This is a genomic window from Pseudomonas sp. BNK-44-b, assembly GCF_047456245.1.
In the GTDB taxonomy this organism is placed as follows: domain Bacteria; phylum Pseudomonadota; class Gammaproteobacteria; order Pseudomonadales; family Pseudomonadaceae; genus Aquipseudomonas; species Aquipseudomonas machongensis.
In genome coordinates this window covers 5,366,146-5,386,077 of the sequence record NZ_CP179908.1, presented here as the reverse complement: position 1 = coordinate 5,386,077, position 19,932 = coordinate 5,366,146, and the positions used below count along the sequence as shown (strand labels likewise).

18 protein-coding genes and 2 pseudogenes are annotated in these 19,932 nt (G+C 64.5%); 17 read left to right on the top strand and 3 right to left on the bottom strand.

From position 1 onward, the window contains the following. Positions 1 to 4 precede the first annotated feature (4 nt). The 7 genes and pseudogenes from coaBC to ACMGGG_RS24360 all read left to right on the top strand — a co-directional run bounded on the left by coaBC (position 5) and on the right by ACMGGG_RS24360 (position 6,147). Positions 5 to 1,216: a bifunctional phosphopantothenoylcysteine decarboxylase/phosphopantothenate--cysteine ligase CoaBC gene (coaBC, locus tag ACMGGG_RS24390; RefSeq protein ID WP_054894122.1), complete on the top strand. Its 1,212-nt coding sequence runs from the start codon at positions 5 to 7 to the stop codon at positions 1,214 to 1,216. Positions 1,217 to 1,221: 5 nt separating this feature from the next. Continuing rightward, complete coding sequence (gene dut, locus ACMGGG_RS24385) at positions 1,222 to 1,677, top strand: dUTP diphosphatase (protein WP_414154566.1); 456 nt, start codon at positions 1,222 to 1,224, stop codon at positions 1,675 to 1,677. Between the two features lie 128 nt (positions 1,678 to 1,805). Next, positions 1,806 to 3,179: pseudogene (locus tag ACMGGG_RS24380) on the top strand (phosphomannomutase/phosphoglucomutase); the annotation flags it as partial. Between the two features lie 30 nt (positions 3,180 to 3,209). Beyond that, entirely contained in the window at positions 3,210 to 4,115 is a 906-nt protein-coding gene (gene argB, locus ACMGGG_RS24375) for an acetylglutamate kinase (protein WP_063542032.1), read from the top strand. Positions 4,116 to 4,402: 287 nt separating this feature from the next. Continuing rightward, positions 4,403 to 5,083: a CsgG/HfaB family protein gene (locus tag ACMGGG_RS24370; protein ID WP_054926178.1), complete on the top strand. Its 681-nt coding sequence runs from the start codon at positions 4,403 to 4,405 to the stop codon at positions 5,081 to 5,083. A 39-nt stretch (positions 5,084 to 5,122) separates the two neighbouring features. Next, positions 5,123 to 5,491 (top strand): DUF4810 domain-containing protein, encoded by a 369-nt coding sequence (locus tag ACMGGG_RS24365; RefSeq protein ID WP_054893326.1) that lies wholly within the window; start codon positions 5,123 to 5,125, stop codon positions 5,489 to 5,491. Positions 5,492 to 5,508: 17 nt separating this feature from the next. Next, on the top strand, positions 5,509 to 6,147 hold the full coding sequence (locus tag ACMGGG_RS24360; protein ID WP_232233654.1) for a DUF799 domain-containing protein: 639 nt from the start codon (positions 5,509 to 5,511) through the stop codon (positions 6,145 to 6,147). A gap of 141 nt (positions 6,148 to 6,288) precedes the next feature. Here the strand turns inward: ACMGGG_RS24360 and pyrE are convergent, their stop codons facing one another. Beyond that, complete coding sequence (pyrE, locus tag ACMGGG_RS24355; RefSeq protein WP_054893328.1) at positions 6,289 to 6,930, bottom strand: orotate phosphoribosyltransferase; 642 nt, start codon at positions 6,928 to 6,930, stop codon at positions 6,289 to 6,291. A gap of 80 nt (positions 6,931 to 7,010) precedes the next feature. Between pyrE and ACMGGG_RS24350 the strand changes: the two genes are divergently transcribed. Beyond that, positions 7,011 to 7,790, top strand: coding sequence for an exodeoxyribonuclease III (locus tag ACMGGG_RS24350; RefSeq protein ID WP_054893329.1), 780 nt, complete (start codon positions 7,011 to 7,013; stop codon positions 7,788 to 7,790). A gap of 38 nt (positions 7,791 to 7,828) precedes the next feature. On the opposite strand, the pseudogene ACMGGG_RS24345 reads toward ACMGGG_RS24350, so the two are convergent. Next, positions 7,829 to 8,228, bottom strand: a pseudogene (locus ACMGGG_RS24345) (GFA family protein). Between the two features lie 268 nt (positions 8,229 to 8,496). Here ACMGGG_RS24345 and ACMGGG_RS24340 point away from each other — a divergent pair. The 9 genes from ACMGGG_RS24340 to ACMGGG_RS24300 all read left to right on the top strand — a co-directional run bounded on the left by ACMGGG_RS24340 (position 8,497) and on the right by ACMGGG_RS24300 (position 18,695). Then, positions 8,497 to 9,804 carry a CitMHS family transporter gene (locus ACMGGG_RS24340; protein WP_054893331.1) on the top strand — a complete coding sequence of 436 codons (1,308 nt, stop codon included), beginning with the start codon at positions 8,497 to 8,499 and terminating at the stop codon, positions 9,802 to 9,804. Positions 9,805 to 9,877: 73 nt separating this feature from the next. Then, on the top strand, positions 9,878 to 10,648 hold the full coding sequence (locus ACMGGG_RS24335; RefSeq protein ID WP_054893332.1) for a TerC family protein: 771 nt from the start codon (positions 9,878 to 9,880) through the stop codon (positions 10,646 to 10,648). Positions 10,649 to 10,892: 244 nt separating this feature from the next. Then, positions 10,893 to 12,551: a Na/Pi cotransporter family protein gene (locus tag ACMGGG_RS24330; RefSeq protein ID WP_054893333.1), complete on the top strand. Its 1,659-nt coding sequence runs from the start codon at positions 10,893 to 10,895 to the stop codon at positions 12,549 to 12,551. A 37-nt stretch (positions 12,552 to 12,588) separates the two neighbouring features. Further along, positions 12,589 to 13,995, top strand: a complete 1,407-nt coding sequence (locus ACMGGG_RS24325) for a M16 family metallopeptidase (protein ID WP_414154565.1) — start codon at positions 12,589 to 12,591, stop codon at positions 13,993 to 13,995. A gap of 88 nt (positions 13,996 to 14,083) precedes the next feature. After that, a complete protein-coding gene (locus tag ACMGGG_RS24320; protein WP_065864710.1) occupies positions 14,084 to 15,106 on the top strand; it encodes a DUF5924 family protein in 1,023 nt (340 codons plus the stop codon). A 112-nt stretch (positions 15,107 to 15,218) separates the two neighbouring features. Then, a complete protein-coding gene (locus ACMGGG_RS24315; RefSeq protein ID WP_054893335.1) occupies positions 15,219 to 16,340 on the top strand; it encodes an ABC transporter permease in 1,122 nt (373 codons plus the stop codon). Next, positions 16,337 to 17,131, top strand: a complete 795-nt coding sequence (locus ACMGGG_RS24310) for an ABC transporter ATP-binding protein (RefSeq protein ID WP_197893393.1) — start codon at positions 16,337 to 16,339, stop codon at positions 17,129 to 17,131. Before ACMGGG_RS24315 ends, ACMGGG_RS24310 begins: the two co-directional genes overlap by 4 nt. A 2-nt stretch (positions 17,132 to 17,133) precedes the next feature. Continuing rightward, positions 17,134 to 18,072, top strand: a complete 939-nt coding sequence (locus tag ACMGGG_RS24305; protein WP_065864707.1) for an MlaD family protein — start codon at positions 17,134 to 17,136, stop codon at positions 18,070 to 18,072. Next, positions 18,069 to 18,695, top strand: coding sequence for an ABC-type transport auxiliary lipoprotein family protein (locus ACMGGG_RS24300; protein ID WP_054893338.1), 627 nt, complete (start codon positions 18,069 to 18,071; stop codon positions 18,693 to 18,695). Before ACMGGG_RS24305 ends, ACMGGG_RS24300 begins: the two co-directional genes overlap by 4 nt. On the opposite strand, the gene ACMGGG_RS24295 is transcribed toward ACMGGG_RS24300, so the two are convergent. Continuing rightward, complete coding sequence (locus ACMGGG_RS24295) at positions 18,677 to 19,906, bottom strand: nucleoside recognition domain-containing protein (RefSeq protein ID WP_414154564.1); 1,230 nt, start codon at positions 19,904 to 19,906, stop codon at positions 18,677 to 18,679. The genes ACMGGG_RS24300 and ACMGGG_RS24295 overlap by 19 nt on opposite strands. Between the last annotated feature and the right edge of the window lie 26 nt (positions 19,907 to 19,932).

Genomic DNA, 19,932 nt, shown 5'->3' with positions numbered 1-19,932 from the left:
GCCTATGCAGCGGCTGTATCGCAAGCGCATCGTTCTCGGCGTGGGTGGCGGCATTGCCGCCTACAAGAGCGCCGAGCTGATTCGCCGACTCCTGGAACACGGCGCGCAGGTGCGTGTCGTCATGACCCGCGGCGGCGCCGAGTTCATCACTCCGCTGACCCTGCAGGCGCTCTCCGGCCACCCGGTGCACATGGACCTGCTCGACCCTGCCGCCGAGGCTGCCATGGGTCATATCGAACTGGCCAAGTGGGCCGACCTGGTGCTGATCGCCCCGGCCACCGCCGACCTGATGGCGCGCATGGCCCAGGGCATGGCCGATGACCTGCTGACCACACTGGTGCTGGCCACCGACGCCACCGTCGCCGTCGCCCCGGCCATGAACCAGGCCATGTGGCGCGACCCGGCCACCCAGGACAACCTCGAGCTGCTCAAGCGCCGTGGCATCCAGGTATTCGGCCCGGCCTCCGGCAGCCAGGCCTGTGGCGACGTCGGCCTGGGCCGCATGCTCGAAGCCACCGACCTTGCCTGGTGCGCCGCCGAGAGCTTCAAGCGCCAGGCCCTGACCGGCAAGCACGTGCTGATCACCGCCGGCCCGACCCAGGAAAACATCGATCCGGTGCGCTACATCACCAATCATAGTTCCGGGAAGATGGGCTTTGCCCTGGCCGAAGCGGCCGCCGAAGCCGGGGCCCGGGTGACCCTCGTCACCGGCCCCGTGCACCTGCAGACCCCCGACCGGGTCAACCGCATCGACGTGGTGAGCGCGCGGGACATGCTCGCGGCCTGTGAAGCAGCCATGCCGTGCGACCTGTTCATCGCCTCGGCAGCAGTCGCGGACTACCGTCCCGAGGTGGTCGCCCCGCAAAAGCTCAAGAAAGACCCTACGACCGGCGACGGCATGCTGCTGCAGATGGTGCGCAATCCGGATATCCTTGCCACCCTCGCTGGCCGTGCCGACCGCCCGTTCAGCGTCGGTTTCGCAGCCGAGACCGAGCACCTGCTCGATTACGCAACGCGCAAGCTCAAGGACAAGAACCTCGACCTGATCGTCGCCAATGATGTGGCCAACCCCAGCATCGGCTTCAACAGCGAGGAAAACGCCCTGACCGTAATCGACCGCCAGCAGCACCAGACCCTCTTCGCGCAGACCAGCAAGGGCAAGATCGCCCGGCAACTGGTCGCCTTCATCGCCGAACGGCTCAATCAGGTTCAATAAGTTCCATGCACGCTCTTCAAGCCAAGATCCTCGACCCACGCCTGGGTACCGAATTCCCCCTGCCGCAATACGCCACCCCCGGCTCCGCCGGCCTCGACCTGCGCGCCCTGCTGCAAGAGGACACGGTCCTCGAGCCGGGCCAGACCCTGCTGATCCCGACCGGCCTGTCGATCTACATCGGCGACCCGGGCCTGGCGGCAATGATCCTGCCGCGCTCGGGCCTGGGCCACAAACACGGCATCGTGCTGGGCAACCTGGTCGGCCTGATCGACTCGGACTACCAGGGCGAGCTCATGGTCTCGTGCTGGAACCGCGGCAACACGCCGTTCACCATCAGCATCGGCGAGCGCATCGCCCAGCTGATCCTGGTACCGGTGGTGCAGGCGCATTTCGACATCGTCGAAGCCTTCGACGAAACCCAGCGCGGCAGCGGCGGTTTCGGTCACTCCGGGACCCGCTGAGCCGACCGTCGGGGCCATGGACGGCGAACTCTCGGGGCTATCTACCGTCCAAGCGTTCAGTTTGCGCTTACCCAGAAGCCTTTGACCCCTTGGAGTCCCCAGAGATGAACGACATGGCCCAGCTGGTACCCGCATTGCCAGACAGCATCTTCCGTGCCTATGACATCCGCGGCATCGTCGGCAAGACGCTGCACGCCGAAACCGCCTACTGGATCGGCCGCGCCATCGGCGCCCAGACCCTCGCTCAGGGCGAGCCGAAGATCTCCGTGGGCCGCGACGGCCGCCTGTCCGGCCCGATGCTGGTCGAGCAACTGATCAAGGGCCTGGCCGATGCCGGTTGCCAGGTCAGCGACGTCGGCCTGGTGCCCACCCCCGCGCTGTACTACGCCGCCAATGTGCTGGCCGGTACGTCAGGCGTGATGCTCACCGGCAGCCACAACCCGTCGGACTACAACGGCTTCAAGATCGTCATCGCCGGCGACACCCTCGCCAACGAGCAGATCCAGGCCCTGCTGACCCGCCTCAAGACCAACAACGTACCGCGCGGCGAAGGCCACGTGGAGAAGGTCGAGATCCTCGAGCGCTACTACCAGCAGATCACCGGCGACGTGAAGCTGTCGAAAAAGCTCAAGGTCGTGGTCGACTGCGGCAACGGCGCCGCCGGGGTGATCGCCCCGCAACTGATCGAGGCCCTCGGCTGCGAGGTGATCCCGCTGTTCTGCGAGGTCGACGGCAACTTCCCCAACCACCACCCGGATCCGGGCAAGCCGGAGAACCTCGAAGACCTGATCGCCAAGGTCAGGGAAACCGGCGCTGACATCGGCCTGGCCTTCGACGGCGACGGTGACCGCGTGGGCGTGGTCACCAACACCGGCAGCATCGTCTACCCCGACCGCCTGCTGATGCTCTTCGCCCAGGACGTGCTGTCGCGCAACCCCGGCGCCGAGATCATCTTCGACGTCAAATGCACCCGTCGCCTGACTCCACTGATCGAACAGCACGGCGGCCGCGCCCTGATGTGGAAGACCGGTCATTCGTTGATCAAGAAGAAGATGAAACTGACCGGCTCGCTGCTGGCCGGCGAGATGAGCGGACACATCTTCATCAAGGAACGCTGGTACGGTTTCGACGACGGCATCTACAGTGCCGCACGCCTGCTGGAAATCCTCAGCAAGGCCGACCAGGATGCCGAAAGCCTGTTCGCCGCGTTCCCGAACGATATTTCCACACCGGAAATCAACATCGATGTGACCGACGAGAGTAAATTCAGCATCATTGATGCACTGCAACGCGACGCCGACTGGGGCGAAGCCAACCTGACCACCATCGACGGTGTACGGGTCGACTACCCACACGGCTGGGGCCTGGTCCGCGCCTCCAACACCACACCGGTGCTGGTACTGCGATTCGAGGCCGACAGCGAGGCAGAACTCGACCGTATCAAGGCTGTATTCCGCACGCAGTTGCTGCGGGTCGATCCCGGCCTGCAACTGCCGTTCTGACCGACTATCTGTTCCTCACTGGAGCCCTGCATGACCCTCGATCGCGATGCCGCTTCCCATGTAGCCGAGGTTTTGTCCGAAGCACTGCCCTACATCCGCCGCTTTGTCGGCAAGACCCTGGTGATCAAGTACGGCGGCAACGCGATGGAGAGCGAAGAGCTCAAGACCGGCTTTGCCCGTGACATCGTGCTGATGAAAGCGGTGGGCATCAACCCGGTGGTCGTGCACGGCGGCGGCCCGCAGATCGGCGACCTGCTCAAGCGCCTGTCGATCGAGAGCCACTTCATCGACGGCATGCGCGTCACCGATTCGGCGACCATGGACGTGGTGGAGATGGTCCTGGGCGGCCAGGTCAACAAGGATATCGTCAACCTGATCAACCGCCACGGCGGCAGCGCCATCGGCCTGACCGGCAAGGATGCGGAGCTGATCCGCGCCAAGAAGCTCACCGTCAGCCGCCAGACCCCCGAGATGACCACCCCGGAAATCATCGACATCGGCCATGTCGGCGAAGTCGTGGGCGTGAACACCGAGCTGCTGAACATGCTGGTCAAGGGCGACTTCATCCCGGTGATCGCGCCGATCGGCGTGGGTGCCAACGGCGAGTCGTACAACATCAACGCTGACCTGGTCGCCGGCAAGGTCGCCGAAGCCCTGAAAGCCGAGAAGCTGATGCTGCTGACCAACATTGCCGGCCTGATGGACAAGCAGGGCCAGGTGCTCACCGGCCTGACCACCGAGCAGGTCAACGAGCTGATCGCCGACGGCACCATCTACGGTGGCATGCTGCCGAAGATCAAGTGCGCACTGGAAGCCGTGCAGGGCGGCGTGAACAGCTCGCACATCATTGATGGCCGTGTGCCGAACGCGGTGCTGCTGGAGATTTTCACCGACAGCGGCGTGGGTACCCTGATCACCAATCGCAAGCGCCACTGATGCTTTGAGCGACGGCCCGCTCCTGCATAACCCGTAGGAGCGGGCTTGCCCGCGAAAAGTACACCGCGGTAATGGCACCGGCCATACCGGTGTTCGCTGCGATTCTGCGCCCCGACAAGCTTGCTCCTCCAAGGATCGCGCAGGCTTGGCCGAACCAGAACAATGAAACATGGCGCAATGCCATTATTTTTCTCTGTCCCGCCCTCAACTTTCTCTCTAGGCTGCCGACACAACGTGGCAGAATGCACGCCCGTTGCAAATAGTTGCTATTTACCTGGAGAACTCGCGTGAAATACGCATCACAAGGACTCGTGCTGGCAGCTGCCGTCGCGCTCGGGTCCATCGCCGGCTGCGCTACCGAAACTTCCACCGCCGTGGCCGTACAACAGGTCGAGAGCGTCAGCCGCCCGTACAGCGGCGTGCGTGCACCGATCGCCGTAGGCAAGTTCGACAACCGTTCGAGCTACATGCGCGGCATCTTCTCCGACGGCGTCGACCGCCTCGGCGGCCAGGCCAAGACCATCCTGATCACCCACCTGCAGCAGACCGGCCGTTTCAACGTGCTGGACCGCGACAACATGGGTGAGATCCAGCAGGAAGCCGCAATCAAAGGCCAGGTCCAGCGCCTGAAGGGCGCCGATTTCGTGGTGACGGGCGACGTGACCGAATTCGGCCGCAAGGAAGTCGGTGACCACCAGCTGTTCGGCATCCTCGGTCGCGGCAAGACCCAGATTGCCTACGCCAAGGTCGCGCTGAACATCGTCAACATCAGCACCTCCGAAGTGGTCTATTCGAGCCAGGGCGCCGGCGAATACGCCCTGTCCAACCGTGAAGTCATCGGCTTCGGCGGTACCGCCAGCTACGACTCGACCCTCAACGGCAAGGTTCTCGACCTGGCCATGCGCGAAGCGGTGAACAAGCTGGTCGGCGCTGTCGAAAGCGGCCAGTGGAAGCCGCAAGCGCAGTAAGACCCTGCAGCAAGACGACAACGACAAGGAAGCACGTAGATGAGCATCACCCGCTCGGCCTGGCGCACTGGCGCCGGGCTCCTGCTGGCCAGCGCCCTGCTGGTCGGTTGCAACTCGCAGAAGCCGCTGTACCAGTGGGAAAGCTACCAGCCGCAAGTACGCGAATACTTCAACGACCAGTCGAAGGAAGAACAGGTCATCGCCCTGGAGCGCGACCTGGAAAAGATCAAGGCCAAGAACGGCGCCGTCCCTCCTGGGTATCACGCGCAACTGGGCCTGCTCTACTCGAGCCTGGGCAAGGACGACCAGATGATCCAGCAGTTCCGCACCGAGAAGGCGCTGTTCCCTGAGTCGGCGGCGTACATGGACTTCCTGATGAAGAACGCCACGCAAGGAGCGAAGCAGTGATCAAGCGCCTTACCCAACTGATCGTCGGCGCCTGCGTGCTGGCCCTGTTCGCCGGCTGTGCCGAGCGCAAGACCACCGACTACGCGGCCTTCAAGCAGAGCCGCCCGAAGTCGATCCTGATCGTGCCGCCGCTGAACAACTCGCCGGACGTCAAGGCCAGCTACAGCATGCTCGCGCAGGTCACCTACCCGCTGGCCGAAGCCGGCTACTACGTGATGCCGGTGGCGCTGGTCGCCGAGACCTTCCGCCAGAACGGCATGACCACCCCGGCTGACATCCATGAGCTGCCGATGGCCAAGCTGCACGAGATCTTCGGCGCCGATGCGGCGCTGTACGTGACCGTCAGCGACTACGGCACCCGCTACATGGTGCTGAGCAGCGCAACCATCGTGACCGCCAGTGCCAAGCTGGTCGACCTGAAGTCCGGCACCACGCTGTGGACCGGTACTGCATCCGCCTCCAGCGAAGAAGGCCGGCAGAACCAGGGCGGCCTGATCGGCATGCTGATCACTGCGGCAGTGAACCAGGTCATCAGCAGCGTGCAGGAAGACGCAGGTTACCCGATCGCCGGTATCACCAGTGCCCGCCTGCTGTCGCCGAACCCGAACGGCGGGATCCTGTATGGGCCGCGTTCGCCGAAGTACGGCACGGACTAAGCGGCGACCGCTTCGCGGGCAAGCCCGCTCCCACAGAGGTTTACCGCCGTTGTGGGAGTGGGATTGCCCGCGAACGATCCACCGCCGATCCAATGAAAAAGGCGACCCTCATGGGTCGCCTTTTTCATTACCGGTCCGAGATCAGATCCCGTACTGCGCCCGATAGGCCTCGACCGCCGGCAGGTGCTGCTTGAGCTGAGGATCGTCGGCCAGGAACTCCAGTACCTGGGTCAGCGAAACGATACTGACCACCGGAATGCCGAAATCACGCTCCACTTCCTGGATCGCCGAGAGCTCGCCATTGCCGCGCTCTTCGCGGTTCAGTGCGATCAGTACGCCTGCGGCCTTGGCCTGCTGGCCCTTGATGATCTGCATGACCTCTCGGATGGCGGTACCGGCAGTGATCACGTCGTCGATGATCAGCACGTCACCGGCCAACGGGGCGCCGACCAGGCTGCCGCCCTCGCCGTGGTCCTTGGCCTCCTTGCGGTTGAAGCACCATGGCACGTCGAGCTGATGCTGCTCGGCCAGGGACACCGCCGTGGCCGCTGCCAGCGGGATGCCCTTGTACGCGGGACCGAACAGCACGTCGAAGGGGATCTTGCTGTCGACGATCGCGGCTGCATAGCAGCGCCCCAGCTGGGCCAGGGCCGATCCGCTGTTGAACAGCCCGGCGTTGAAGAAGTACGGGCTGGTACGCCCCGATTTCAGGGTGAATTCACCGAAGCGCAGAACGCCGCGATCGATGGCAAAACGAATGAAGTCGCGCTGATACGGCTGCATGAAAAGTCCCGGACACCACGGATTTAGCTAAATGAGTTGAGCTCGGGTATCATACACGCACGAGATTTTTGGGGCCATTTATGCGGATCATCAGTGTGAACGTGAATGGCATTCAGGCTGCGGCCGAGCGTGGACTGCTCAGCTGGCTGCAAGCCCAGAATGCCGACGTCATCTGCCTTCAGGATACCCGCGCCTCGGCCTTTGAACTCGACGACCCAGCTTTCCAGCTCGATGGCTATTTCCTTTATGCCTGCGAAGCGGAGGTGCCTGCCCAAGGTGGCGTGGCGCTCTACTCGCGGATGCAGCCCAAGGCAGTCATCACCGGCCTGGGCTTCGAGACGGCCGACCGTTACGGGCGCTACCTGCAAGCAGATTTCGACAAGGTAAGCATCGCCAGCCTGCTGCTGCCTTCGGGAATGAACGGCGACGAAGACTTGAACCAAAAGTTCAAGTTGATGGACGACTTCGCCAAGTACCTGGACAAGCAGCGTCGCAAGCGTCGCGAATACATCTATTGCGGCTCGTTCTACGTGGCGCAGCAGAAGCTCGACATCAAGAACTGGCGCGACAGCCAGCAATCGCCGGGCTTCCTGCCGCCCGAACGCGCCTGGATGGACGCGATCATCGGCGAGATGGGCTATGTCGACGCCCTGCGCGAAGTCAGCCGCGAAGGTGACCAGTACAGCTGGTGGCCGGACAACGAACAGGCCGAGATGCTCAACCTGGGCTATCGCTTCGACTATCAGATCCTCACCCAGGGTCTGCGCCGCTTCGTGCGCAGTGCTCGCCTGCCGCGCCAGCCACGCTTCTCGCAGCACGCGCCGCTGATCGTCGACTACGACTGGACGCTGACCATCTGAAGACCTGCGGGGGCCTTTGATCAGGCCCCCGCATTTCGTTACGGACTCTCCTCCACCTCGCCAGGCAGCTCCTCATCCAGGTGCAGCCAGGGTAGCCGGCTGCCCGTCCAGATATGCCGACTGGCCCTCACCTGTTCTGGCCGGTCCAGCGTCGCCACCGTCACATCGATGCTCAGCGGGCTATGCGTCGTCTCCAGCGCCACATGCGCGCCGCAGTCGCCGCAGAAGAACCGTGTACAACTGGCCGGCGCCACATAGCGCTTCGGCTCGCCCGCCATCCACTGGAAACCCTTGCGCGGCAGGGTAAGCCAGGTCACCACCAGCCCGCCGCTGACCCGTCGACATCGAGCAGTGGCAGTGGGCGACATCCGTCAGATCGCCCTCCAGCCGGTAGCGCAAGGCACCGCAATGGCACCCGCCTTCCTGTACGTCATTCATGAAACCACCTCCTGTCGCCTTCATCGAGGCGAAAGCTGGCTGAAAGCTTACCCCCCTAGGATAGCGCCACCACCGGCGACAGACCGGCCAGCCAGGGTGTCGGCATTACGTACGAACCCGGCCCAATCAACAACAACAATGGTGATACCGATGTTTTCCTGTGCCCGCCTTCCTGCAGTACCCCGCCCGCTATTCCATGCACAGCGCCTGACGCGCTGATCCGCCCGAATCGTCCGTCCTTTCGCCGCGCCACGCCTGGAGTACCGCCATGCTGACCTTCCTTGGCTTTGCCATGGTCATCACCTTCATGTACCTGATCATGACCAAGCGCCTGTCGGCCTTGATCGCCCTGATCCTGGTACCGATCATTTTCGCCCTGTTCGGCGGCTTCTCCGCCAAGATCGGCCCCATGATGCTCGAAGGCATCAGCAAGCTCGCGCCCACCGGCGTGATGCTGATGTTCGCCATCCTCTACTTCGCCCTGATGATCGACTCCGGCCTGTTCGACCCAGCCGTGCGCAAGATCCTCAAGCTGGTCAAGGGCGACCCGCTGAAAGTCTCGGTCGGCACTGCCGTGCTGGCTTTGGTGGTCTCGCTCGACGGTGACGGCGCCACCACCTACATGATCTGCTGCGCCGCCATGCTGCCGCTGTACAGCCGCCTGGGCATGAGCCCGCGAATCATGGCCGGTTTGATCATCCTCGCCGGTGGCGTGATGAACATGACCCCCTGGGGTGGTCCGACCGCTCGCGCCGCCAGCGCGCTGCATGTAGACCCGTCGGACATCTTCGTGCCGATGATCCCGGCCATGGCCTTCGGTGTGCTGGCGATCCTCGCCATCGCCTACATGTACGGCAAGCGCGAGCGTGCCCGCCTGGGTGAGCTGCACCTGCCGACCGACGACATCGATCACAGCGAAATCAGCGTGTCGCAGTTCCCCGAAGCGCGCCGCCCCAAGCTGATCTGGTTCAACGGCGCCCTGACCGCTGCCCTGATGGTCGCGCTGATCTCCGGCGTGCTGCCGCTGCCGGTGCTGTTCATGATCGCCTTCAGTATCGCCATGATCGTCAACTACCCCTGCCTGCAACAGCAGAAGGACCGCATCGCAGCCCACGCCGGCAGCGTGCTGGCCGTGACCGGGCTGATCTTCGCCGCCGGTATCTTCACCGGCATTCTGTCCGGCACTGGCATGGTCGAGGCCATGTCCAAGAGCCTGCTGGCGGTGATCCCGGATGCGCTCGGCCCGTACCTGGCGGCCATCACCGCGATCGTCAGCATGCCGTTCACCTTCTTCATGTCCAATGACGCCTTCTACTACGGCGTGCTGCCGGTACTGGCCGAAGCCGCCAGCCACTACGGCATCACCCCGGTGGAAATGGCCCGTGCGTCGATCGTCGGACAACCGGTACACCTGCTCAGCCCACTGGTACCCTCCACCTACCTGCTGGTAGCCCTGGCGGGGATCGAATTCGGCGATCACCAGCGCTTCACCCTCAAGTGGGCAGTTCTGGTGTGCCTGTGCATAATGCTCGCCGCCTTGCTCATGGGAGTTTTCCCACTGATCAGTAGTCTGTAAGACAAGAGCACCACCCCACCGCGACACGCCCGCTCTCCCGGGCGCGTCGCCTTCATCGTTCGAAGGAATACACATGGAATGGCTGACCAGCCCGGAAATCTGGGTTGCCTTTTTCACCCTGACCGCACTCGAGATCGTGCTCGGGATCGACAACATCATCATGATCTCGATCCTGGTCAGCCGCATGCCCAAGCACATGCAGCCGCGCACGCGGATCTTCGGCCTGGCGCTGGCGATGGTCACCCGGATCATGCTGCTGCTCTCGATCACCTGGGTAATGCGCCTGACCGACGACCTGTTCGTGGTCTTCGGCGAGGGCATTTCGGGGCGCGACCTGATCCTGTTCTTCGGCGGCCTGTTCCTGTTGTGGAAAAGCTCCCAGGAGATCTACCACGGCCTCGAGGGTGAGGAGGAAAGCAGCGACGAACCCAAAGGCGCTGGCGGCAAGTTCTTCTACACCATCATCCAGATCGCCATCATCGACATCGTGTTCTCGCTGGACTCGGTGATCACCGCGGTGGGCATGGTCTCGCACGTTCCGGTGATGATCGCCGCGATCATCGTCGCCGTGCTGGTGATGATGCTTTGCGCCGGTACCATCAGCGACTTCATCGACAAGCACCCGTCGCTGAAGATGCTCGCGCTGTCGTTCCTGATCGTGGTCGGTACCGTGCTGATTGCCGAGTCCTTCGACGTGCACGTGCCGAAGGGCTATGTGTACTTCGCCATGGCGTTCTCGCTGGCGGTGGAAGCGATCAACATCCGCATGCGTACTGCAATGGCGCGCAAGGAAGGCAAGGAGCATGATCCGGTGAAACTGCGCAAGGACATTCCGGGTCAGTAAGTACCGGACGTCACTGAAAAGGCCCTTCGGGGCCTTTTTCGTTTGTCTGGACTGGCCCTGAACCACCCAACATGCTTGTGACAGAAATGTTTCAAATAAATGCCCGCCATGCCAAGCTGGCGACAACCGCGCAAAACAACTAAAGCTTCAGTGAGCACTGAATACAACGCCCACCCCCGGGCCAGGCTCACGGCTTCACCCATTGGCCCCGCACTGGGGCGTCGGTAATAAGGGGGCCTCGAACATGCTCACCCTGCTCAACCTGCTTTCCGCCGTGGCGCTGCTCGTCTGGGGCACGCATATCGTGCGCACCGGCATTCTTCGGGTTTACGGCTCGAACCTGCGCCGCGTGCTCAGCCAGAACATGGACCGTCGTGCGCTGGCCTTCATTGCTGGCATCGTCGTCACCGCCGTGGTGCAGAGCAGCAACGCCACCGCCATGTTGGTCACTTCCTTCGTCGGCCAGGGCCTGATGGCCATGACCCCAGCCCTGGCGATCATGCTCGGTGCCGACGTGGGTACTGCGCTGATGGCGCGGGTGCTGACCTTCGACCTGTCGTGGCTGTCGCCGTTGCTGGTGTTCGTCGGGGTGATCTTCTTCCTGTCGCGCAAGCAGACGCGCCTCGGCCAGATGGGCCGGGTGGCCATTGGCCTGGGCCTGATCATCCTGGCACTTGAACTGATCGTGCAGGCTGCTGCGCCGATCACCCATGCACAGGGTGTGAAAGTGCTGTTCGCCTCGCTGACCGGCGATATCCTGCTCGACGCCCTGGTCGGCGCCCTGTTCGCCATGATCACCTACTCCAGCCTCGCTGCCGTGCTGCTCACCGCGACCCTGGCCGGTGCCGAGGTGATCAGCCTGCCGGTGGCCATCGGCCTGGTGGTCGGCGCCAACATCGGCAGTGGAATGCTGGCCTTCATCAGCGCCCGCATGCAGAACGCTGCTGGGCGTCGCGTGGCCCTGGGCAGCCTGCTGTACAAGCTGATCGGCCTGCTGCTGATCATTCCGGTGCTGCACCCGCTGGTGGACTGGATGGACTCGCTGAGTTTCAGCCCGCAAGAGCTGGTGATCGGCTTCCATTTGCTCTACAACACCCTGCGTTGCCTGGTCATGCTGCCCACGGTCAAACCTATGGGGCGCCTGTGCACCACCCTGCTACCCGAACGCGAAGTCGCCAACGGCCAGGTCAAGCCCCGGCACCTCGACGCCTCGGCGCTGGAAACCCCCAGCCTGGCATTGGCCAACGCAGCCCGCGAGACCCTGCGCCTGGGCGACATCGTCGACAGCCTGCTCGAGGCCATGCTCGGCGCCCTGCGCGGCAGCCAGACCGCACTGCCACAACAGACCCGCGCCCTGGGCGAGGACGCCGAGGCCCTGTACAGCGCCATCAAGCTGTACCTGGCGCAGATGTCACGCGAGGACCTGAGCGAGCAGGACAACCGGCGCTGGGCCGAGATCATCGAACTGTCGATCAACCTCAAGCTGGCCAGCGACCTGATCGAGCGCATGCTGCGCAAGGTGCAGCAGCAGAAGACCTCACAGCGCCGGGAGTTCTCCCAGGTCGGCCTGGAAGAACTGACGGGCCTTCAGGAGCAACTGCTGGCCAACCTGCGCCTGGGCCTGTCGGTGTTCCTCAGCGCCGACCCTGAGAGCGCACGCCTGCTGTTGCGCGAGAAACGCCGCTTCCGCGCCCAGGAACGGCGCCTGGCCCACGCCCATGTCAGTCGCCTGCAACGCAAGGTGGTGCAGAGTATCGAGACCAGTTCGCTACACTTGGAGCTGATCGCCGACATGAAGCGGTTGAACTCTTTGTTCTGCAGCAGTGCCTATGTGGTACTGGGCGGCGCGGACACCGGCGGGCTTCTGCTCGACAGCGTGCCGGACGACGCCCGCCTGTCCTGACCCCCGCACACCTGGAGACCGGCCCGGAAGCCCGCCCATGCGTTGCCTGACCTTCGTTTGCCTGATCCTCTGCAGCCTGCCCTCGTTCGCCCTCGACCGCTCGCGGGTCGAAGGCTATCTGTTGCCCAACGGCCTGCAGGTGATTCTCAAGTCTGGGTACGAACGCGACCATGTGTCGATCCGCCTTGTGGTCGGCGTGGGCCTCGACGACTTCGAGTGCAACCAGCGCGAATTGCCGCACCTGCTCGAACACCTGCTGTTCAGCGGCATCGACGAGACCGGCGAAGGCGGCCTGGAAGAGCGCCTGCAGGCGCTGGGCGGGGAGTGGAACGCCTTCACCAGCGCCGCCGATACCACCTTCGTCATCGAGGCGCCGGCACGCAACCAGCGCAAGGTGCTCGACCTGCTGTTGGCGGCGGTGCGGGACACGAAGATCGATGCCAAGGCCCTGGCCACCGCCAAGAAAATCATCGAGCGCGAGGACGGCGGCCATTACGGCCACCTGCAGCGCTGGCTGGACCGCCAGGACATCGGCCACCCGGCCAGCGACCAGCTTGCCGTGGAACTGGAGCTCAAATGCCCGGAGCGCTCGGATATCGACGGCATGACCCTCAAACAGGTGCAGGCCATGCGCGAGCATTGGTACGCCGCCAACAACATGAGCCTGATCGTCGTCGGTGGCCTCGACCGCCTGCTGCCGGCCTATCTGGAGCGCACCTATGGCGAGCTGCCAGCCACCGAGCCAGGCGAGCGGCGCAACCTCGACAGCATCAGCCAGCAGGCCGAGCAACGCCGCGACCTGACCCGTGGCTGGCTGGGCGACACTGCCAGGCTGCACTGGCTGTTCATCGAGCCGGTACTCGACAGCAATCACGACCAGACCCTCGAGCTGCTCTCGCGCTACCTCGACTGGGCTGCGTACGATCAACTGCGATTGCGCCACGGCCTGGCCTACGGCCCCTCCGTGCGGCGTGAAAGTTTCGGCGACAGCGGCATGCTCAGCTTCAACGCCGATCTCGAACGCCAGGACATCGACGAAGCGGTGAAAGTGCTGCAGGACCTGTTCGAGCACCTGCGCAAGCACGGCCTGGATGCAGACACCTTTGCCCGCCTCAAGGAGGCCGCGATTGCCCGCGAAAGCTGGACCACCCAGGGCAACAGCGCACTGGCCGACTACTACTGGGGCGCGCTGAACGACTACGATGACGGCCGTTTCGCAGATCCGATCGGCAAACTGCGCAAGGTCAGCCTGAAGGAGGCCAACGAGGCGCTGCGGTTGTTGCTCAAGGAACCTGGCTACCTGCGCATCGAGAAGCCACTGCTGGGCTATGACGAGCTGTACGGGTTGGTGGCGCTGGGGTTGGGGTTGATACTCGCCATCGGGCTGATCCGCAAAAGGCGCCAGCCGGCGGATCGCCCCAGCGGCGCTACACGGGACAGCTGATTCGGCGGTATCCTGTTTCGGCCTCTTCGCCATTGCGACTTGCCCGCGAAGAGGCCAGAACAGTCACCCCTTATCGCTGCCCATCCCCATGCCTCCCATACCCCACATCGTCCAACGCATCATCGAACTGCTCAAACGCTACCCCGGGGTCATCGCCCTTGGCGGCTTCCTGTCCGGCATTGGCAGTTTCATCCTGGTCGACCGCCAGGCCGGCCTCGCCAGTTGGATCGCCGTGCTGATGCTGATCAGCTGGGTCTGGCTGATGCTCGAGAACACCCTGACGGGACTGTTCGCACGCACGTTCAAGCGCGAAATCCCGCAGCCACTTTTGCGTTACGCCACACAGATGATCCACCAGGAAAGTCTGTTCTTCGTCCTGCCGTTCTTCTTCATCACCACCACCTGGAACAGCGGCCAGCTGGTGTTCACCGGCTTGCTCGGCGCAGCCGGGCTGATCTCCATCGTCGATCCGCTGTACTACAAATGGCTCGCACCGCGGCGCTGGCTGTTCATGGCGCTGCACACCCTGACCCTGTTCGCCGCGTTGCTTACGGCGCTGCCGATCATCCTGCACCTGACCACCGCACAGAGCTTCAAGCTGGCGCTGATCGCGGCCATGGCGCTGTCATTCCCGAGCCTGGCCAGCAGTTTCCCGATCAACAACTGGCGCCGCGCCGTGGCGCTGGTACTGGTGACCCTGACCGTGGGCGGCGGCGGGTGGCTGCTGCGCTCATGGGTGCCACCGGCGACCCTGTGGATGACCGAAGTGGCGGTGACCACCGAGCTGCAGGACCGCCAGCCCGGCGAATCGCTGGACGAGATCGCCGCCAGCCGCATTCGCAGCGCGGGGCTGTACGCCTATACCGCAATCAACGCCCCGCGCGGGCTGAACGAGCGGATCTATCACGTGTGGCAGCAGGACGGTAAAGAGGTCGACCGCATCGCCCTGGACATCCACGGTGGGCGCAAGGAAGGCTACCGGGCCTGGACCCACAAGCAGAACTTCCCGCCCAACCCCGTGGGCAAGTGGCAGGTGCGGGTGCTGACCGAGGATGGCCAGGTGATCGGCGTACTGCGCTTCAAGGTGGTCGAGGATGTACCGGCGGGGTGAAGCTTCATCATCGCGTCGCCTCCATCGCCGTTGCGACTTGCCCCGCGATTGAAGCCACCGCCGCTGCAACAGGCTATGATCTGACCCACCGCCGTCGTGCAGAGTCAGAAGCATGGAGCCCAGCGCCACCCTCGACACCCGCCAGCACCCCGCGCGCCTGCTGATCGCCGGCGACTGGACCCTGGCCCACTACACCAGCCTCAAGCGCGACAGCGAGCGCCTGCGCGACCAGTACGGTGCTGACACGATCGCCGACCTCAGCCAGCTTGGGCGCCTGGACACCGCCGGTGCCTCGCTGCTGGCCGAGTTGCTGGGCGCCGAGCGCCTGTCGCACTGCACCGACGAGCTCCCCGAGGCCAGCCGAGCCTTGCTCAGGACGGTGTATGGCTCGGTGCAGGACTACTGCATCCCGATCAAGGAAGCCGAACAACCGGTCCTGCTGCAATTGCTCGCACGCATCGGCTGCGCCGTCGACACGCTCTGGCAGGACACCCGGCAACTGCTCGGTTTCGTCGGCCTGATCCTCGCCACCCTCGCCACCCGGCTCCTGCAACCACACAAGTGGCGGGTCACCCCGGTGGTCGCGCACATCGAGCAGACAGGCCTGGACGCCGCGCCCATCGTCGCCTTGCTGACCTTCCTGGTCGGCGCCGTAGTGGCCTTTCTCGGGGCCACGGTGCTGGCCGACTTCGGTGCGACGGTCTTTACCGTCGACCTGGTGGCCTTCTCCTTCCTGCGCGAATTCGCCGTGCTGCTCACCGCGATCCTGATGGCCGGGCGCACGGCCAGCGCCTTCACCGCGCAGCTCGGCTCGATGAAGGCCAACGAGGAGATCGACGCCATCCGCACCCTGGGCCTGAACCCCATCGAACTGCTGGTGGTGCCGCGGGTTCTGGCGCTGCTGATCGCCTTGCCGCTACTGACCTTCGTCGCCATGGTCTGCGGCATCGTCGGCGGCGCGGTGGTCTGTGCGCTGTCGCTGGACATCCCGCCGGCCATGTTCCTCTCGCTGCTGCAGAGCGACATTGGCGTGCAGCACTTCCTGGTCGGCCTGCTCAAGGCGCCGTTCTTCGCCTTCCTGATCGCCGCCATCGGCTGCCTGGAAGGTTTCAAGGTCAGTGGCAGCGCCGAGTCGGTCGGGGCCCACACCACTTCGGCGGTGGTGCAGTCGATCTTCGTGGTCATCGTGCTGGATGCCGTGGCTGCGTTGTTCTTCATGGAGATGGGCTGGTGAGTGGCACACGTGAAGCGGTGATCGAAGCCCGTGGCCTGTGCAACCGTTTCGGTAGTCAGAGCGTGCACGAGCAGCTCGACCTGGACCTGTACCGCGGCGAGATCCTCGCCGTGGTCGGCGGTTCGGGCAGCGGCAAGTCGGTGCTGCTGCGCAGCATCGTCGGCCTGCGTCGGCCCAACGAGGGCAGGGTGAAGGTGTTCGGCCAGGACCTGGCCACGCTGAACGACGACCAGCGCTCGCAGGTGGAACGGCGCTTCGGTGTGCTGTTCCAGAAGGGCGCGTTGTTCTCGTCACTGACCGTCACCGAGAACGTCGCGCTGCCGTTGATCGAGCATGCCGGGCTGTCACGCGCCGACGCCGAACACCTGGCCGGGGTCAAGCTGGCGCTGGCGGGGCTGCCGATCAGCGCCGCCGACAAGTACCCGGCCTCGCTGTCCGGCGGCATGATCAAGCGCGCGGCCCTGGCCCGCGCGCTGGCACTGGACCCGGACATCCTGTTCCTCGACGAACCCACCGCAGGCCTGGACCCGATCGGCGCAGCGGCATTCGACCAACTGATCCTGACCCTGCGCGACGCCCTCGGGCTTTCGGTGTTCCTCATCACCCACGACCTGGACACCCTCTACACCATCACCGACCGGGTGGCGGTGCTGTCGCAGAAGAGGGTACTGGTCGCAGGCCCGCTGGCCGAGGTCGAACGCACCGACGATCCCTGGATTCACGAATACTTTCACGGCCCGCGCGGACGTGCAGCCGAACAGGCAGCCGCAAGCGCGGGACAGGAGCACTGACGATGGAAACCCGAGCTCATCACGTCCTCATCGGACTGGTCACCGTGCTGGTCGTGGCCGGCGCCATGCTGTTCGGCCTGTGGCTGACCAAGTCCAGCGTCGACGATGCCTTCAAAGATTATGAAGTGGTGTTCAACGAGGCCGTTTCGGGCCTGTCCCGGGGAAGCGCGGTGCAGTACAACGGCATCAAGGTCGGCGATGTCAGCACCTTGCGCCTCGACCCGCAGGACCCGCGCCGGGTACTGGCGCGCATCCGCCTGAGCGCCGACACACCGGTCAAGGAAGACACCCAGGCCAAGCTCACGCTCGCCGGGGTGACCGGCAACTCGTTCATCCAGCTCAGCGGCGGCACGCCGCAGAGCCCATCGCTCAAGGGCAAGGACGGACAGCTGCCGGTGATCGTCGCCTCGCCGTCGCCGATCTCACGCCTGCTCAACGACAGCAGCGACCTGGTGACCAACATCAACCTGCTGCTGCACAACGCCAACCAGATGTTCTCGGAAAACAACATCGAACGCCTGAGCAACACCCTGGCCAACCTCGAACAGACTACCGGTGCCTTCGCCAGCCAGAAGGGCGGCATCGCCCAGGCCATCGAGCAACTCGGCCAGGTCGGCAAACAGGCCAGCGCCACCCTGGCCGAGACACAGGCGCTGATGCGCAACGCCAATGGCCTGCTCGGCAGCGAGGGCAAGCAAGCCTTCGGCAGCGCGGAGCAGGCCATGCAGTCGCTGGCTCAGAGCACCGCGACCATCAATGACCTGCTCAAGAACAACCGCGAGGCGCTCGACGACGGCGCCCAAGGCCTGAATCAGCTGGCCCCGGCAATCCGCGAGCTGCGCGAAACCCTCAATGCCCTCAAGGGCATCTCCCGGCGCCTGGAGGCCGACCCCAGCGGCTACCTGCTGGGCCGCGACCCAACCAAGGAGTTCCAGCCATGAGGCCGTCCCTTCGCCTGCTCGCCGCAGGCAGCCTGCTGAGCCTGGCCAGCGCCTGCTCGATCCTGCCACAGGCCGAGCCCACCGATATCTATCGCCTGCCGGTGAACCAGCAGAGCCGCCCGGCGACACCCGTGGATTGGTCGCTGCGCCTGAACAAGCCGCTGGCCAGCGAAGTCCTGGCCGGGCCGCGTATCGCCGTGATTGCGCAAGGCGACGTGATCAGCAGCTACAAGGGCGCGCGCTGGAGCGATCCGGTGCCACTGCTGGTGCGCAATCGCCTGCTCGATGCCTTCCAGCGGGACGGCCGGGTGCAGCGCCTGAGCGCCGATGACAGCAACCTGCAGGCCGACTACGAGCTGGCGGGTGAGCTGCAAGCGTTCCAGAGCGAATACCGCGAAAACGGGGTGCAGGTACTGATCCGCTACGACGCGCGGCTGGTGCAAGGGCGCAGCCAGCGCATCCTTGCCAGCCAACGCTTCGAGGTGCTCCAGCCACTGGCCGACAAGCAGGTGCCGGCGGTGGTCAGTGGCTTCGGCGCTGCCAGTGACCAGCTCGCGCGCCAGGTGGTGGACTGGACAGTCGCCCAGGCCTCACGGATGCAGGCTCAGGCGAAGAACCAGTAGCAGACGAAGATCGCCGCGATCATCCCGGACAGCTCGGCCAGCAGCGCGCAGCCCACTGCGTGGCGCACGCGCTGGATGCCCACGGCGCCGAAGTACACCGCCAACACGTAGAAGGTGGTTTCGGTACTGCCCTGAATGGTCGCGGCCACGAGCGCCGGGAAGCTGTCGACACCGTGGGTCTGCATGGTCTCGATCAGCATCGCCCGCGCCGCGCTGCCGGAGAACGGCTTGACCAGTGCCGTGGGCAGGCCTTCCACGAAGCGGCTGTCCACACCCATCCACTCGACCGCATGGCGGATGCCGCCCAGCGCCAGCTCGAGCGCCCCGGAGGCACGCAGCACACCCACTGCGACCAGCATCGCGACCAGATAGGGCAACAGGCTCTTGGCCACGTCGAAGCCTTCTTTGGCGCCCTCGACGAAGGCCTCGTAGACCTTCACCTTGCGCAACGCACCGATCACCAGAAACAGCATGATCACGCCGAACAGCGTCAGGTTGCCGAGGATCGACGACAGGCTCGCCAACGCAGCCGCCGACAACGTGCCGAGAAACGCCATGAAGCCACCGAGCAGCAGGGCGCCGGGGATGAAGTAGGCCAGCACCACCGGATCCCACAGGCGCAGGCGCTGCATCACGGCAACCGACAGCAGGCCGACCAGGGTCGAGACGCTGGTCGCCAGCAGGATGGGCAGGAACACCAGCGTCGGGTCGGGAGCGCCTTGCTGGGCGCGGTACATGAAGATGGTGACCGGCAGCAGGGTCAGCGACGAGGCGTTGAGCACCAGGAACAGGATCTGCGCGTTACTCGCCGTGGTGCTGCTGGGGTTGAGCTCCTGCAGCGCACGCATGGCCTTCAGGCCGATGGGCGTGGCGGCGTTGTCCAGGCCCAGGCCGTTGGCAGCGAAGTTCATGGTGATCAGGCCCAGGGCAGGGTGGCCAGGCGGCACTTCCGGCATCAGACGCGCGAACAGCGGGCCGAGAACCTTGGCCAGCCATTCGACGATACCGGCCTTTTCGGCAATCTTGAGAAAGCCCAGCCACAGGGTGAGGGTGCCGAACAGCAGGATCATGACCTCGACCGACAGCTTGGCCATGGCGAAGATGCTCTCGACCATCGCGGCGAAGATTCCCGCGTTGCCACCGACCAGCCACTGGGCCAGGGCGGAGATGGCCGCTACCACGAAAAAGCCGAGCCAGAGGCCGTTGAGCATCTGCAATCCCCCTGAAAAATGCCCGA

Bases quoted from the DNA above. Each gene is read 5' to 3' on its own strand.
- argB (WP_063542032.1), top strand. From the start codon at position 3,210: ATGACCCTCGATCGCGATGCCGCTTCCCATGTAGCCGAGGTTTTGTCC.
- ACMGGG_RS24325 (WP_414154565.1), top strand. From the start codon at position 12,589: ATGCGTTGCCTGACCTTCGTTTGCCTGATCCTCTGCAGCCTGCCCTCG.
- ACMGGG_RS24330 (WP_054893333.1), top strand. From the start codon at position 10,893: ATGCTCACCCTGCTCAACCTGCTTTCCGCCGTGGCGCTGCTCGTCTGG.
- ACMGGG_RS24315 (WP_054893335.1), top strand. From the start codon at position 15,219: ATGGAGCCCAGCGCCACCCTCGACACCCGCCAGCACCCCGCGCGCCTG.
- ACMGGG_RS24305 (WP_065864707.1), top strand. From the start codon at position 17,134: ATGGAAACCCGAGCTCATCACGTCCTCATCGGACTGGTCACCGTGCTG.
- coaBC (WP_054894122.1), top strand. From the start codon at position 5: ATGCAGCGGCTGTATCGCAAGCGCATCGTTCTCGGCGTGGGTGGCGGC.
- ACMGGG_RS24320 (WP_065864710.1), top strand. From the start codon at position 14,084: ATGCCTCCCATACCCCACATCGTCCAACGCATCATCGAACTGCTCAAA.
- ACMGGG_RS24335 (WP_054893332.1), top strand. From the start codon at position 9,878: ATGGAATGGCTGACCAGCCCGGAAATCTGGGTTGCCTTTTTCACCCTG.
- ACMGGG_RS24365 (WP_054893326.1), top strand. From the start codon at position 5,123: ATGAGCATCACCCGCTCGGCCTGGCGCACTGGCGCCGGGCTCCTGCTG.
- ACMGGG_RS24295 (WP_414154564.1), bottom strand. From the start codon at position 19,906: ATGCTCAACGGCCTCTGGCTCGGCTTTTTCGTGGTAGCGGCCATCTCC.
- ACMGGG_RS24350 (WP_054893329.1), top strand. From the start codon at position 7,011: ATGCGGATCATCAGTGTGAACGTGAATGGCATTCAGGCTGCGGCCGAG.
- ACMGGG_RS24340 (WP_054893331.1), top strand. From the start codon at position 8,497: ATGCTGACCTTCCTTGGCTTTGCCATGGTCATCACCTTCATGTACCTG.
- dut (WP_414154566.1), top strand. From the start codon at position 1,222: ATGCACGCTCTTCAAGCCAAGATCCTCGACCCACGCCTGGGTACCGAA.
- pyrE (WP_054893328.1), bottom strand. From the start codon at position 6,930: ATGCAGCCGTATCAGCGCGACTTCATTCGTTTTGCCATCGATCGCGGC.
- ACMGGG_RS24300 (WP_054893338.1), top strand. From the start codon at position 18,069: ATGAGGCCGTCCCTTCGCCTGCTCGCCGCAGGCAGCCTGCTGAGCCTG.